The sequence below is a fragment of the Microbacterium deminutum genome (genome assembly GCF_039530205.1).
Lineage (GTDB): Bacteria > Actinomycetota > Actinomycetes > Actinomycetales > Microbacteriaceae > Microbacterium > Microbacterium deminutum.
Genome location: NZ_BAAAOG010000002.1, coordinates 316,640 through 331,382, shown reverse-complemented (window position 1 = coordinate 331,382; position 14,743 = coordinate 316,640). Strand labels below are relative to the sequence as shown.

Below are 14,743 nucleotides of genomic sequence, written 5' to 3'. Positions count from 1 at the left end.
CGGACAGTGTCGCAGGCGCGGGGTGGCCCGGGTGAGTTCCCAGGCGAGTCCGCTACGCTCGAAAGGTCGGCTCGGGACACTGCGCGTAGTGCGCGGATGGGTTTGTGAGTCCCTGGGGCCGATGGTAAGAGCGATTCCGCTCTGACGACCATCAAGTGAATGGCCCCCGGCCGACAATGTCCGGGTTTGCACCGCGCCGTGCGCGCGGGAGGCATCCGCTCGTGCAGAGGGATGCCGCTGAGTGCTGTTCTCGCATCGAGACAACCCAGAGAGACATCAGACATGCCCAAGAGCAGCAAGCCCACCGGGGGCCGCCCGAATTACGAGCCCCGCTACGGCGAGAGGAAGACCTCCTTCCAGGACCGCAAGCACCGTCCTGCTGACGGCGCGTCGCGTGGCGCCGCCGCGTCGAAGGCCGGCAGCCGCAGCCCCGGTCACCGCGGCCACCGTCCCGCCGACCAGGATGCCCCGGCGAAGGGCCGCTGGACCGCACAGGAGCGCGCCGGCCGTGACGAGGCTCGCGGCATCCGCACCCGCGCGCACAGCGATCGCCCCGCACGCTCGGGCGAAGACCGTCCCGTGCGTTCCGCCGATCGCCCGACGCGTTCCGCCGATCGCCCGACGCGTTCCTATGACCGTCCCGCGCGTTCGTACGATGACCGGCCGGCCCGCTCGAACGATCGCCCCGCCCGTTCCTATGACGACCGCGCGCAGCGCGATGTACGTCCTTCCCGTTCGTACGACGACCGTCCAGCCCGCCCTTACGGCGACCGTCCGGCCCGGGCCGGAGCGGAGCGTCCCGCTCGTTCTTACAGCGAACGGCCCGCCCGCTCGTTCGATGACCGGCCGCGCCGCGAGTACTCCAACGACCGTCCCCTTCGCTCGCATGACGACCGTCCGGCTCGGTCGCACAGCGACCGCCCGGTGCGCTCGTACGACGACCGCCCCCGCCGCGAGCACACGGGCGACCGCCCGAACCGCGAACGGGCCGACCGTCCCGGTCGCTCGGACTGGAACGCGCGTCCCGACCGCACCGCGGCGCAGGAGCAGCACGTCGACGTCGTCCACGATCGTCTGCAAGCAGAGGCGATCCAAGCCGAGAGCGTCTCCGAGGTGACCTTCGGGGCACTCGGGCTCGGCGAGAACATCGTCCGCACGCTCGCCGACCTCGGGGCGGCCACGCCATTCCCGATCCAGGCGGCGACCATCCCGTCGATCCTCGAGGGCAAGGACGTGCTCGCCCGCGGCCGCACCGGCTCGGGCAAGACGATCGCCTTCGGCGCTCCGCTCGTCGAGAGCGTGCTGCGCGCCCAGGCCGGTCAGCGCCGCGAGTTCGGCCGCGCGCCCAAGGCGATCATCCTGGCGCCGACCCGCGAGCTCGCCCTGCAGATCGACCGCACGATCCAGCCGATCGCCCGCAGTGTGGGCCTCTTCACGACACAGATCTACGGCGGCGTGCCCCAGGGCCGCCAGGTGGGTGCGCTCAAGAAGGGCGTCGACATCATCATCGGCACGCCCGGCCGCATCGAAGACCTCATCGAGCAGCGAAAGCTCGACCTGCGCGAGGTCACCATTGCGGTGATCGACGAGGCAGATCACATGTGCGAGCTCGGATTCCTCGAGCCCGTGCAGCGGATCCTCCGCCACACCGCGGACGGAAGCCAGAAGCTCCTCTTCTCGGCGACGCTCGACCGCGAGGTCGCGGCGCTGGTGGATGAGTTCCTGGTCGAGCCCGCCGTCTACGAGGTCGCCGGCGAGGACCAGGAGTCGAGCACCATCGACCACCGCATCCTCGTCATCGAGCACCGCGAGAAGGCCGAGATCCTCGACAGCCTCGTCGACCGCGAGGGCAAGACGCTCGTCTTCGCACGCACCCGCGCCTACGCCGAGATGCTCGCCGAGCAGTTCGACGATGCCGGCATCCCGGCCCTCGCGCTGCACGGCGACCTCAACCAGGCCAAGCGCACGCGCAACCTCGAGAAGCTGACGAGTGGACGTGTCAACGTGCTGGTGGCGACGGATGTCGCAGCCCGCGGCATCCATGTCGACGACATCGATCTGGTCATCCAGGCCGATGCGCCCGACGAGTACAAGACGTACCTGCACCGCTCCGGCCGCACCGGCCGCGCCGGCCGCAGCGGCACGGTCGTGACGCTCATCACCCGTCAGCGCCGTCGCCGGATGACGGAGATGCTCGACCGCGCCGAGATCCAGGCGCCGTTCGACGAGGTCCGCCTCGGTGACGAGCTGATCGAAGAGCTCGCCGGTCGCGTTCCGACAGCTGCCGAGATCACCGCGTAGTCCGCATCGATCGAACCGCCCCGAGTCCGTCAGGCTCGGGGCGGCTCGCTGCGTAGATGCGCCGCCGCGGGCACCCTGGTGTGCTCGACAGAGGGACTTCCGGGGCCAGCGCCGGAGCCGCTAGAACAGCCTCGCCTCGTCCTCCGCCGCGGCTCGTCCGCGCGAGGTCGTCACCACCGTCGCCGGCACCGCAGCCGATCTCAGCGCGAGCCCGGGCACCGCACTGCGCGGACGGCTCGAATCGTCCTCGGCATGGCCGTCCAGGCGATGCACGCGCAGCAGCGGTCTGACCCGCTTCGCCAGCCACGATCGGTAGGCCTTCGGCGCGTTCGCCGACACCCCCGGGTACAGACCCAGATACGAAGAGACGAGCTCCGGATGCTCGCGCTGCAGCCATTGCATGAACCACTGCTTCGCGCCGGGACGAAGGTGGAGCGCACCGTACACGACCCGCGACGCACCTGCCTCCTTGATCCGCGTGAGAGCGTGGTCGATCGCCGGTATGGCGTCGGTGAGGTGCGGCAGGATCGGCATCAGGAACACCGTGACGCGGAACCCCGCCTCGGTCGCCGCGCGCACGGTCTCCAGCCTGGCCGTCGCCGACGGCGTGCCCGGCTCGACGCTGTGCTGCAGGTCGTCGTCGAAGACCGCGATCGACATCGCCAGCGAAACGTGCACGGATGCCGCGGCATCCTGCAGCAGCGGAAGGTCCCGCCGAAGCAGCGTCCCCTTCGTCAGGATCGAGAACGGGGTGCCGGACTCCGTCAGCGCCGACACGATGCCGGGCATGAGCCGGTAGCGTCCCTCCGCGCGCTGGTACGGATCAGTGTTCGTTCCGAGCATCACGGCGTCGTGCTGCCACGAGCCGCGCCGCAGCTCTTTCGTCAGCACGTCGGCCACATTGATCTTCACGACGATCTGCGAGTCGAAGTCGTGCCCCGCATCGAGGTCGAGGTACTCGTGCGTGCCGCGGGCGAAGCAATTGTGGCTGATGACTCCGTTCGCGATGAAGTCGCCGGTGCCGGTGGTGATGTCGACCATGTCGATCTCGGTGCCGAGGTCTTCGACGCTCACGACGCGAAGGTCGGCCACCGTCTTGATTGCCGTCCCCGTCATATCGAGTTTGCGAGTGATTGCCGGCTGTGAAATGCGGAAGAACCGCTGTGTCGAAGGGATGCCTCCTCGCACCCGGACAGCGACCACGCCGTTCGGCCGTGGCGGCTCGGAGACGTGCGGGATCGAATACCACTCAAGGGCGTCGGTCACCAGGCGCAGCACGTGAGGATCTTTGTTGGAGATTCGCAGCACGCCCCGCGAGTGGGAGCCTTCAGCGTCGAAGATCCCGGCGAGGAAGCCCGCGTGCCACGAGTCAGATCGCGCCGCAGGCGTCTCGATCAGGCCTTCGATACACGCGACGTCTTCGCGTCGAGCGGTATGGATGGCGGTGATCACGCGTCGGGTCGTCGTGGCGCCCGCGAACGGCCGGGTATTCGTCACGACACCCTCGTCTGTGAGGAACGCGCGCGTCCGGTCCAGCGCTGCTGTGTCGGCAAGAGCGAGGCGGAAGCGATGGATACTCCGCGTCCTGCGTTCGTCGGTGTAGTCGCGATGAAAGAGCATCCCATCGCCGCGGATCATTCCGGCGAGGTACCCGCGCCGATACGCCGGGTCGACAGAATCCGCGTCGGATGCCGGCGTCCCTGTCAAGCCGAAACCCTGAAGCCGCAGGTTCATGGTCAGGTAGGGGCGCCGAGTCTGCCCGCTCATCGAGCCCGTCACATGCTTCCACCCGCGGTCCGTCAAAAACCGGTGGTCACCGCTCGCGACGAGTTCGGTGCCGTCCGCCAGCGTGACCCGGTAGGCACGCTTGCGCGTCCACCACTTCGCACTCACGCGAGTCTTCGTGTATCGGCGGTAGGCGCCCTGCGGCTCTGTTCCAATGATCTCGTCGCCCACGTTGAGCTCGCTGATCGGACGGTGACGGCCCTCAGCCGTCATCACCAGGGTGTCGGGACTCACGCAGTAACTGCACGCATGCGTGCATCCGCGATACGGGTTGACCGTCCAATCGAACGGCATGGCTGACGCACCCGGAACATGGTTGAGCGCGCTCTTGCACATGACCTCGTGGAACGTCACGCCCGCGAACTCCGGTGTCGTGACCGAGCGGACCAGGCCGTTGAGGCGTTCGAGGCCAGGAAGGGCCTCGGCATCCGCCACGCCCAGCTCCTGACCCTGCCATCGCATGCATCCATGGGAACAGATGTTCTATCGGATGTCAAGGGCGGCACACCCACTGTAGAACGAAGTACGGAGCGGGATGCCGCAGCCCTCGCCACGCGCTGTCAACCGGGTAAGAATGGGGTTCGTGACGGTGTCCCGACCGCCCGAATCCCCCCCGTCTCGACGTGCCGCGAGAGCGCTGCGCGAAGAGGCTGAACGGCGTGCGCTCGAATCGGCCCCGATCGCGCTGGAGCCCCCGCGGACGACGCTTCCCCTGCCCATCGTCCCGCTGTCACCTGCGTCAGAGCCGACCGTGCCGCCGACCCGTCATGACGCGCGTGCGGCGGAGCTGCTGAGCGCGCCGATCGCTCCCGCCCGCCATGCGCGGCCTCGCCGAGCCACCCGAGCGGCGGTCGCTGTCGCACTCGCCGCGGCAGGGGCCCTGCTCGTGGGCTCATCCGCTGCGATGACCGCCATGATGACCGAGACACCGGCCGTGAGCGGCTCGGGCACGGCGGCATCCGCCAGGTTCGCGCCGCCCCGGCTCCCCTCAGTCGCCGCGCTGCCGGTGCCGCAGGTCGAGCAGGCCGAGGCGACGCACGACATCTGCGCACTGCCCGAGGTGGGTGAGGCTCTCGCCGCCGGCGACAACGAGGGGGTCATCACCGCGGCCGGCGGCGGCGAGGCGTTCCGCGCCGCCGTCGTCGGCGGAAACGCGCCGTGCATCTCGCTCGCGGATCCGGCTCGCACCTGGGTCATCGTCAACAAGCGGCGCCCGTTCACCCCTCTGGAGTTCCGCCCGGCCATGCTCGTCCTGCCTGATGATGTGCGCAGTCTCGAGGGCGGGTACCTGAGACCGGATGCCGCATCCGCCCTCACCGCGATGGTCGCCGCGGCGCGCACAGCAGGCGTCGGCGAGATAGCGATGGAGAGCGGATTCCGCGCCTACTCGACGCAGCAGTCGTCCTACGGCGCCCAGGTGTCCGAACGGGGAGCAGCGGGAGCCGACATGGTGAGCGCGCGCCCGGGGTACAGCGAGCACCAGTCCGGCATCGCCGCCGATCTCGTCGCGTGCAACGGGGGGTGCGGCACGCTCGACGACCTCGCGGCATCAGCGCAGGGCGCCTGGATCGCTGCGCACGCGTGGGAGTACGGGTGGATCGTCCGCTACGAGGCGGGCCACACGTCGACGAGCGGCTACCTCGCCGAGCCGTGGCACGTGCGCTTCATCGGGCCCCAGTTGGCCGAGGCTTACCACACCGGCGGATGGCACACGCTCGAGGAATTCTTCGGCCTCGATCCGGCGCCGAGCTACATCGGCTGACCGAGATCGCCCATTGCGGCATCCCACAATCCGCGGGACGCAGTTCCGTCATCGTTAGGATCGAATCTCACATACCGAGCGGTATGAATGTGTTGCACGGGTATCATCGACCCGGGTCGAAGGCACCGAGAACCCGCACGCATGCCGGCGAGCGAGCCGCTCGAGGACGAGAGGAAGGCGCACATGGAGCGCGACATCTACGACGAGGACCACGAGGCGTTCCGCGACGTCGTCAAGGAGTTCATCAAGCGCTATGTGACGAACGAGGCGCGCGAGCGGTGGGACGCCCAGGGCGAGATCGACCGTGCCACGATGCTCGCCGCGGGCGAGTCCGGCCTCATCGGCCTGCCGGTCCCCGAGGAGTTCGGCGGCGCCGGCATGCTCCAGGACTACCGCTTCCGCGCGATCATCAACGAAGAGGTGATCGCCGCTGGAGCCGGCTCACTCGCCGGTGCCTTCGGCATTCAGGACGATCTCGCCATCCCGTATCTGGTCCACATGGGCACGCAGGAGCAGAAGGAGAAGTGGCTCCCCGGCATGGCGACGGGCGAGATCCTCGGCGCTCTCGCCATGAGCGAGCCGGCTGCGGGCAGCGACCTCCGTGGGATAAAGACGACCGCCAAGAAGGTCGAAGGCGGCTTCATCGTCAATGGCGCGAAGACCTTCATCTCCAGCGGCAAGACCGCGGACGTCATCGTGACGTTCGTGAAGACCGGCGAGGGCAATCGCCCGGATGCCTTCAGCCTGCTCCTCATCGAGAACGGCATGAACGGCTTCGACCATGGCAAGAAGCTCCACAAGATGGGGTTCCACGGCCACGACACCGCCGAGCTCTCGTTCAGCGACGTCTTCGTCCCGGAAGAGAACCTCATCGGCGGGAAGGAAGGCCAGGGCTTCCTGCAGCTGCTCATGAACCTGCCTCTCGAGCGACTCTCGATCGGTGTGGCGGCCGCCGCGGCGTCCGAGGCGGCGCTGAAGTGGACGATGGCGTACACGAAGGACCGCGAGGCCTTCGGCGAGCGGATCATCGACTTCCAGAACACGCGCTTCCGCCTCGCAGAGGTCGCGACAACCGTCGACGCGCTGTGGGCGTACACCGATCGGGCGATCACCGCCTACGGCAACGGCAAGCTCACGCCCGAAGAGGCCGCGAAGGTCAAGTTCTGGACCACCGAGCGCGAGTGGGAGGTGCTCGACGCGTGCGTGCAGCTGCACGGCGGTTACGGCTACATCACGGAGTACCCGATCGCCCGGGCGTTCCTCGACGCGCGCGTGCACCGCATCTACGGCGGCACGAACGAGATCATGCGCGAGATCGTCGGGCGCCAGCTCGCCGGCAGACGCTGACTCGAACGGACGCTCGGCCGATCGTGCCGAGCGTCCCAGGGGGTCAGTCGAGCTCGAGGTCGTATCTCACCGTCGAGTGGTCGCTCGAGGGCACGTTCTTGCAGGCGTTGGGGTCGTTCATGATCGAGACCTGCCCGCCTGCCGGCGGCACGATGGTGGGGTTCACGACGTGGTCGCTCAAGGCGCGCGAAACGAAGACCTGATCGATCAGCTCGGGCTGCCCCTGGTACGTAAAGGAAGTAGTTCGCGATGTTCCACGTTCCCGCTGCGATCGTGACCATGGCGACCTCCTCTTCGACGTACCCTCGGTGTGCTCCGCGCGGCCGCCCGCTGTCCCTGTGGCTGTCGGCCGACGACTGCGGCTGCGGCGTCACGCCAAGACGAAGCGTGCGGCGTCGGCGATGACGTAGCCGTTGGTGGCGTCGGTGCGGATGAGCACGCTGCCCGCCGTCCCGGCGGCGAACGGGTATGACCCGAGCGAGACCCATTGACCGCCTGACACCCGTTGGTCGACTGTCTGGGTCGTCATCCCGTTGCCGTGGAAGATGTCGACGGGCACGTTGGATGCGCGGTTCGAGTGGGCGGTCCATCGCAGGTAGACGGAGTAGGTGCCGGCAGCCGGGAGCGATGGCCTGAACCGCAGCCGGTTGACCCCCTTGCCGGCATTGCCGTCGTGCTCGTAGTCGGGCCCGAAGTAGCCGCTGGAGGAGCTGCTGCGGGTCCATGTGCCGGCGCGGGTGACGCCCGACGTCGAGGCATTGTCCACGATGACCTCGCCGGGTGTGGAAAGGGGCCATTGCAGAAACTGTCGGTCGGCCCGCAGCCGGTCCGCGAGCGCCACATAGCTCACCTGCTGCACGGATGTCCCACTCGCGATGGCGAGGCTCGCAGCGGTGGCCGCGGACTGGCCCAGGATCATGAAGACGGGCTCCATGCGGGCCGAGCCGTACGCGATATGACTCGCGGACAGGCACACGGGCACCAGGAGATTGGCGCACTGGCCGGCGACCGAGACGATCGACCGGTAGCTGATCGGGTATGGCCGAGGCACCTTGATCTGGACGTCACCCTCGTTCTTGACCACACCGTCGACGACGGCGCGCTGGCAGTTGTGGACGTCCATGAGGTAACTCGCCAGCCCGACGGAGTCCACGGCCTTGACGCTTCCGCGGCAGTCGTGTTCGGTCATGACGTAGCCCGAGACCATCCGACGGGCTTCACGCACGTAGAGCTGAGGCGACCAGCCGCCGGTGTCGACGAACTCGTCGGCCGCCAGACCCCACGATGCGGTGTCGGCGCGGATGGCGGCCGGCAGCCGAGGATCGTTCGCCAGAAACCACATCAGACCCTGCTGGTATCGCCGATGCTCGGCGACGATGCTCTCGCGGGTACTGAGGTCGGCCGTGGGATAGGCGTCGCTCGCGCCGACGTGGTCGGTGGAGAACGCGCCGCTGTTGTTGGAATCGGTCTTGCCGTTTCCGACGATGTAGGTGTTGAAGAAGGGTCCGGAGTAGCCCGCCTGGATGTAGCGCCACAGCAGTTCGTAGTCGGCCGCGTCGTAGCCCGCCGGCTGCGGGAATCGGATGCGGTTCGCCGCCTTCGTCAGGCACATGCGGAAGTTGTACGCCTGGATGCGGCTGTCCCCCGTGCCGTCGGGGGCAAGCGTGGGGTTGATGCCCGGCAGCAGTCCCGATGCGGGATCGCCGGGAGTCCGGTACGGCGAGATCGGGAAGTCGAATTGGTGCGCGTCGCGCAGCTCCACCCCGTTGATGGTCTCGCCGTACGTCGTGTTGGGCTCCCGCCCAGCGGTCCACGTCACGGCGGCTCGGTCCATCAGGTCGCCCTCATAGGTCGCATCGATGAACATCGCGCCGCGGAAGACCTGCCCGTTGGTCGCCACGAGCTCCGTGAGACGGTCGCCGCTCCGGTTGACCTGGCTGAGCGGCATCCCCACGTATATCGGCACCCCGGCTTCGGCGATCATGTCATCGAAGACGGCACCGGCGATGTGGGGCTCGAACAGAAACCGTGTGGGGGATGTCGGAGTGACTGCTGTGCCTGCGTATTTGGCGTAGATGCGGCGGTGGAACTGGGCGGCGATTCCGCCTATCGACGCGGCGATGCCGGTGTCGGTCTTGCCGAGACCACCCGTGCTGAGGCCGCCGATGTGAGCACCCGGCTCGATGACGACGACCGTACGCCCCATCCGCCGGCCCTGGACGGCGGCGACGATCCCAGCGGACGTGGCGCCGTAGATGACGAGGTCGACCGTGACGAGTGCGGCGGCGAGTTCGGGCGCGCCCGCCAACTGCGCGGCGGTCAGCAGGAGGCTGGCACCGCCGAGCCGCAGGACGTGACGCCGGCTGATCTCTTGGGACATGGCCTTCCTCACGGAGAACGAGGGAATGCGCCGACGCGGATCCGGCCCTTGCAAGCACTATGGCCAGCGCGAGATCGCGATGTCAAGGTGCCGACGCGTGCGACGGCGGAACCCCAGCCGTTCCTCGCAGCCGGGGTAGACGTTCTTCACCTCGGGCGGAGACCGGCAGCGACCGTCACGAAAGGCTGCTCGTCTGGGAGCTCTGGTCGTCGGACCCGGACCCGGATCCGGATCCGCGTCGCGCCGCCAAAGCCGCTGCCCTGCGGATGCCACGCTGCGAAGTCGGGAAGTGTTCGATCATCTCGCGCAGCTCCTGGGTGTCGACGTCGGCGCCGAAGGGTTCGGTGCCCGGCTCCAGCCGCACTCCGTCGGCGAGGGATCCCACGATGACGGGGTCGAAGCCGAAGTCATCCACGACGCGGGCGACCGTGGCGAGGTCGCGGTCGTCATCCCCGGCGATGCCGATGGCCTTGCGACCGGGGGCGCCGGCCGGACGAGCCTCGTCCGCGAGGTCGCGGTAGCCCATGTGGTTGAACGCCTTGACGATCCTCGACGCCGGCAGGTGGTCGCGCACGAGCTCGCTGCTCGTCGCGAGGGGGTCGGTGAACTCGTCGGGGAAGCCATCGACCTCCCACCAGTAGTTCATGGCGTCGATCACCAGCTTGCCGGCGAGGGCGTCCACCGGAATCGCGCGGTACTTGCCCAGGGGAAGAGCGAGGACCACGATGTCAGCCCGAGCCGCGGCATCCGCAGCGGTGGTCGCCTGGATTGCAGTCCCGGAGCCCTCGGCCGCCGCCGCGATCCGCTTGGGGTCACCGGAAGCCGCGATGAGGACCTCGTAACCGGCGGCGGCGGCGCGTCGCGCCAGCACGCTCCCGAGCCTGCCGGTTCCGAGGATCCCGATGACTGGGCTGGATCCGGTCACGCGGGCACGACCTTTCCGTCCGCTCGGCGTCTCGCGGCATGACGCACACAACATACCCGCCCGCGCAGCGGTTCGGTCGTCGATCGCGTCGGCTGCGGATGCCGGTTGACCGGCGGACAGCCAGGGGGGAGGATCAGGGCCATCGCCCGCGACCGGGCGTCGGCCCAGCCAGATGAAGGAGGACCCGCCATGGGCGCCATCGTGGTGCAGGCGTTCATCACCCTCGACGGTGTCGTCCAGGCGGGCGGCGGTCCCGACGAGGATCCCGAAGGCGGCTTCGAGCACAGCGGCTGGACAGCCGAGTACGACGCCCGAGACGGCGCGGCGGAGGGCGTCGAGATCATCAGGGAGTGGGAGAGCAGGGCCGAGGCGCTGCTGCTCGGACGCAAGACCTACGAGATCTTCGCCCGCTCCTGGGGCGCGTGGAGCGAGAACGCCGACGGGATCGAGGGCGAGTTCACGCGCAGATACAACCGCATCCCCAAGTACGTCGCGTCTCGCACGCTGACGGAGCTCGGGTGGAAGAACTCGCACCTGCTCGGTTCCGACGTCGCAGCAACGGTCACGCGGCTGCGGGCCGAGCCGGGCGGCGAGATCCGGGTGTGGGGGAGCACACAGCTCGTGAAGACCCTCGCCGCGCACGACCTCATCGACGAATACCGGCTCATGCGCTACCCGCTCGTGCTGGGCAACGGCAAGAGGCTCTTCTCGGACGGGTTCGCGTTCACCCGACTCATGCCGGTCGACACGCGCACCCTGGCATCCGGTGTCATCGTGAACACCTACCGTCCCCTGCGCACTTGAGCGTACGCGAGGTGGATGCCGGGCCCCCGAGCGGGCGCTAGCGGTTCTTGATCCGCGTCACGGCGTCGGTATCGGCCGCGCGGTTGTTCGCGGTCCGCTTGTCGGCCTTGGCGGTGCGCTTCTCCTTCAGCGTCTTCGCGGGCGCGGTCTTGCCGCCTTCTTTGCGAGTGGACTTGTCGCCCATGAGTGTGCTCCTTTGAGAGCCACGGTGACCCTGTGAGGGTGACGCTACACGTACATCCCGGGAACCAGCCGATCGGGCGGGCTCTGCCGCTCCCCGTCGGCCGGGCATCCGCCATCCACCGCCGAACGGGGCGCGGGATCGTTGGACATCGAGTGCGACGCTCTCTAGCGTGGAGAGGAGAGTGGGCCGCGCAGATCGACTCCCGATCGAGCCGCGAGCATCCCACTCCGAGGAGCGAAGACGTGAAATCGATCAACCTGTCCGCGGCCGGCATCGTCGCTCCGAACGTCGTGCTCGGGGTGATGCGTATCGCCGACATGTCGGACGACGAGGTCCGAGACCTGGTGCGCTCGGCCCGGGATGCGGGGATCGATTTCTTCGATCACGCGGATGTCTACGGCGGCGAGCTTCATGGCTGTGAAAGGCGCTTCGCAGAGGCGCTGCAGCTCTCCGCGTCCGACCGGGCGGAGATCACCATCCAGACCAAGGCCGGCATCGTCCCGAGCGGACCGTACTTCGACTTCTCTGCCGAGCACATCATCGAGTCGGTGAACGGCTCGCTCGCCGCGTTGCAGACCGACTACATCGACATCCTGCTTCTGCACCGGCCGGATGCTCTCGTCGAGCCCGATGAGGTGGCCCGCGCGTTCGATCAGCTCGAGACGGAAGGCAAGGTCCGGGCGTTCGGCGTCTCCAACCACACGCCCCGTCAGATCGACCTGCTCAAGAAGTCCGTCCGCCAGTCCATCATCGCGAACCAGCTGCAGCTCTCGATCACCCATTCGCCGATCATCGCGCAGGGCGTGTCGGGAAACATGGCCGCGGAGGCCCAGTCCGTGGTGCTCGACGGGGGCGGGATCCTCGACTACTGCCGCCTCAACGACATCACCGTGCAGGCATGGTCGCCCTTCCAGGGCGGGTTCTTCACAGGCGCGTTCCTCGACTCACCCGTGTACCCGGAGCTCAACGCCGTTCTCGACCGGCTCGCCGCAACCTACGATGTGCCGCCGATCGCCATCGCGACCGCCTGGATCACCCGGCATCCCGCGCAGATGCAGGTCGTCCTCGGCACCACCAATCCCGAACGCGTCAGGGGTGCAGCACTCGGATCGGACATCCCGCTGACTCGCGCCGAGTGGTACGAGCTGTTCCGGGCCGCCGGGCACATCGTGCCGTGACCTGGCGCCTGTTCAGGGGCCGCCGAACGGAGGATAGTTCTGGCGCATCTTCTGGAGCTGAGCGTAGGCATCCCGCTCGGCATGCGCCTGGTCCATGCCCCGCTCCATCCGTGCGGCCTTGATCGATCGGGCGCGCCACGAGTCGAGCGCGCGACGCCACCAGCTCCCCGTGCCTTCAGGCTTGCCCATGTGCCGATCGTACGGGGCCCAGCGGCCGGCTTGCACGGCGTGCAGGCGCGGGACCAAGCCGCGGCATCCGTCATGAAAACGTAACAATAAAGACTGTTATCGGTAAGTGTCTTTCCTATAACGTGATGGCCATGCGCTGAGGCATAGCCGTCCGGCGCACCGTCCCCTCACCAGGAGTTGAAAGGAACGCCGGAACATGAGACGAGAAATGCGCAAGGCGACGGTCGCGATAGCGGCCGGCGTCGTCGCCCTGTCCGTCGCCCTCGCGGGCTGCTCGCCGTCTTCGCAGCAGTCTTCGAGCAGCGGCGCGGTGCTGCGAGTGTGGGCGGGAAGCGCCACGCCCATCAACCACAACTTCAACCCCTTCGCCGTTGACACCGCCGTCCACGCGACCTTCGGCGCGATCTACGAGCCGCTGTTCTTCTTCAACCAGCTATCCAGCAAACCCGCCACCGGCATGATCGGCGACAGCTACGAGTACAGCGCGGACGGCAAGACGCTGACCGTGAAGATCAAGCCCGACCTCAAATGGAACGACGGCGAGCCGCTCACGGCCGACGACGTGGTCTTCACGTTCGGCTACGGCGCGAACAAGAGCGACAAGCTCATCTCGGCGAAGGCGACCGACGCCACCACCGTCGTGTTCACCTACACCGAGCCCCAGTTCACCTCGGCATCGCTGCTGCTCGGCTCGACCTGGATCATCCCGAAGCACGTCTGGGAGAAGATCGACGACTACATCAGCGAGACCAATCCCGAGCCGGTCGGCTCCGGACCCTACAAGGTGAAGTCCTTCTCGGATGCCGCGTACACCGTCGAGGCGAACAAGTACTTCCGCGATGGCGAGCCCGCCGTCAAGGAGGTGCAGTATGTGGGACTCGACTCGAACCAGTCGTCGCAGGACCTGCTCACCACCGGCAAGCTGGACTGGGTCGGCCAGTTCATCGCGAACCCCGACCCGGTGACGGCCAGCGGCGAGATCGCGACGATGAACAACCAGCAGGACCCCACCACGATCATCACGTGCGCGAACGCCGATCTCGGCTGCACCGGACCGCAGACCGACCCCGCCGTCCGTCAGGCGATCAACCTCGTGATCGATCGCGCGGCGATCGCCGCGAAGGCGTTCGCGGGCCTGCCCGCCGCGAGCAACCCGGCCTTCGTCCTGCTTCCGCGCGATGAGCAGTGGCTCGGCGACGCCGCGAACGGCGAGAGCCCGCAGGCACCGGATGTCGCGGGCGCGGAGGGCATCCTCGAGGCGGCCGGCTACACGAAGGGCTCGGACGGCTTCTACGGCAGAGACGGCAAGGCCCTCGAGCTCGACCTGTTCTCGCCCGACGGCTGGACCGACTACAACGACGCAGCCAAGCTCATCAGCGAGGAGGCGGCCAAGGCGGGTCTGCGGATCAACGCCCGGACGGTGTCGGATGCCGAGTACTGGACGCCGATCGCGAACGGCGACTTCCAGATGGCGCTGTACGGCCTCACGCAGTCGCTCGTCGCTGATCCGTACACGAACTACGACCAGTACTTCTACGGCAAGTTCACCACCAAGGTCGGCGAGAGCCCCGTGACCGGGCAGAACTACTCGCGTTACAGCAGCCCGACGGTCGACGAAGCGGTCGCGACCGCGGCCGGAACGCAGGACGAAGCCACCAAGAAGGCCGCGTACGCCGCGATCCAGGACCAGATCGCGACCGACCTGCCCTACATTCCGGTCGTGCTCAACGCATCGCAGGCGTTCTTCAACGTGAAGAAGTTCACGGGGTGGCCGACGGAGTCGGACCTCTACGCGAACCCGCTGCCGTACCTCTCGGTGGCGTCCGCGATCGTCCTCACCCACCTGCAGCCCGCGAAGTAGCAGGAACCACCATGACGACATCCCCTG

Annotated in this window: 12 protein-coding genes; 6 read left to right on the top strand and 6 right to left on the bottom strand. The window is 67.9% G+C overall.

Annotation, left to right across the window (positions count from 1 at the left end):
• Positions 1–282: 282 nt before the first annotated feature.
• Positions 283–2,301 carry a DEAD/DEAH box helicase gene (locus ABD212_RS07760; protein WP_344093063.1) on the top strand — a complete coding sequence of 673 codons (2,019 nt, stop codon included), beginning with the start codon at positions 283–285 and terminating at the stop codon, positions 2,299–2,301.
• Between the two features lie 120 nt (positions 2,302–2,421).
• On the opposite strand, the gene ABD212_RS07755 is transcribed toward ABD212_RS07760, so the two are convergent.
• Positions 2,422–4,548: an intein-containing Rv2578c family radical SAM protein gene (locus tag ABD212_RS07755; RefSeq protein WP_344093061.1), complete on the bottom strand. Its 2,127-nt coding sequence runs from the start codon at positions 4,546–4,548 to the stop codon at positions 2,422–2,424.
• Between the two features lie 121 nt (positions 4,549–4,669).
• Between ABD212_RS07755 and ABD212_RS07750 the strand changes: the two genes are divergently transcribed.
• Together ABD212_RS07750 and ABD212_RS07745 are read left to right on the top strand one after the other, a co-directional pair.
• Positions 4,670–5,848 carry a M15 family metallopeptidase gene (locus ABD212_RS07750; protein ID WP_344093059.1) on the top strand — a complete coding sequence of 393 codons (1,179 nt, stop codon included), beginning with the start codon at positions 4,670–4,672 and terminating at the stop codon, positions 5,846–5,848.
• A 183-nt stretch (positions 5,849–6,031) separates the two neighbouring features.
• Positions 6,032–7,195, top strand: a complete 1,164-nt coding sequence (locus ABD212_RS07745) for an acyl-CoA dehydrogenase family protein (protein WP_344094115.1) — start codon at positions 6,032–6,034, stop codon at positions 7,193–7,195.
• 43 nt (positions 7,196–7,238) lie between these two features.
• On the opposite strand, the gene ABD212_RS07740 is transcribed toward ABD212_RS07745, so the two are convergent.
• The 3 genes from ABD212_RS07740 to ABD212_RS07730 all read right to left on the bottom strand — a co-directional run bounded on the left by ABD212_RS07740 (position 7,239) and on the right by ABD212_RS07730 (position 10,500).
• Positions 7,239–7,361, bottom strand: a complete 123-nt coding sequence (locus tag ABD212_RS07740; protein ID WP_344093057.1) for a hypothetical protein — start codon at positions 7,359–7,361, stop codon at positions 7,239–7,241.
• Between the two features lie 204 nt (positions 7,362–7,565).
• Positions 7,566–9,575, bottom strand: coding sequence for an FAD-dependent oxidoreductase (locus ABD212_RS07735; RefSeq protein WP_344093055.1), 2,010 nt, complete (start codon positions 9,573–9,575; stop codon positions 7,566–7,568).
• Between the two features lie 175 nt (positions 9,576–9,750).
• Positions 9,751–10,500, bottom strand: a complete 750-nt coding sequence (locus ABD212_RS07730) for an NADPH-dependent F420 reductase (RefSeq protein WP_344093053.1) — start codon at positions 10,498–10,500, stop codon at positions 9,751–9,753.
• 189 nt (positions 10,501–10,689) lie between these two features.
• Between ABD212_RS07730 and ABD212_RS07725 the strand changes: the two genes are divergently transcribed.
• Complete coding sequence (locus tag ABD212_RS07725) at positions 10,690–11,304, top strand: dihydrofolate reductase family protein (protein WP_344093051.1); 615 nt, start codon at positions 10,690–10,692, stop codon at positions 11,302–11,304.
• Between the two features lie 37 nt (positions 11,305–11,341).
• On the opposite strand, the gene ABD212_RS07720 is transcribed toward ABD212_RS07725, so the two are convergent.
• Entirely contained in the window at positions 11,342–11,488 is a 147-nt protein-coding gene (locus ABD212_RS07720) for a hypothetical protein (RefSeq protein WP_344093049.1), read from the bottom strand.
• Positions 11,489–11,730: 242 nt separating this feature from the next.
• On the opposite strand from ABD212_RS07720, the gene ABD212_RS07715 reads away from it, so the two are divergent.
• Positions 11,731–12,666 carry an aldo/keto reductase gene (locus ABD212_RS07715; protein ID WP_344093047.1) on the top strand — a complete coding sequence of 312 codons (936 nt, stop codon included), beginning with the start codon at positions 11,731–11,733 and terminating at the stop codon, positions 12,664–12,666.
• 12 nt (positions 12,667–12,678) lie between these two features.
• Here the strand turns inward: ABD212_RS07715 and ABD212_RS07710 are convergent, their stop codons facing one another.
• A complete protein-coding gene (locus ABD212_RS07710; protein ID WP_344093045.1) occupies positions 12,679–12,855 on the bottom strand; it encodes a hypothetical protein in 177 nt (58 codons plus the stop codon).
• Positions 12,856–13,051: 196 nt separating this feature from the next.
• Here ABD212_RS07710 and ABD212_RS07705 point away from each other — a divergent pair, with 196 nt between their 5' ends.
• A complete protein-coding gene (locus ABD212_RS07705; RefSeq protein WP_344093043.1) occupies positions 13,052–14,716 on the top strand; it encodes an ABC transporter substrate-binding protein in 1,665 nt (554 codons plus the stop codon).
• Positions 14,717–14,743 lie beyond the last annotated feature (27 nt).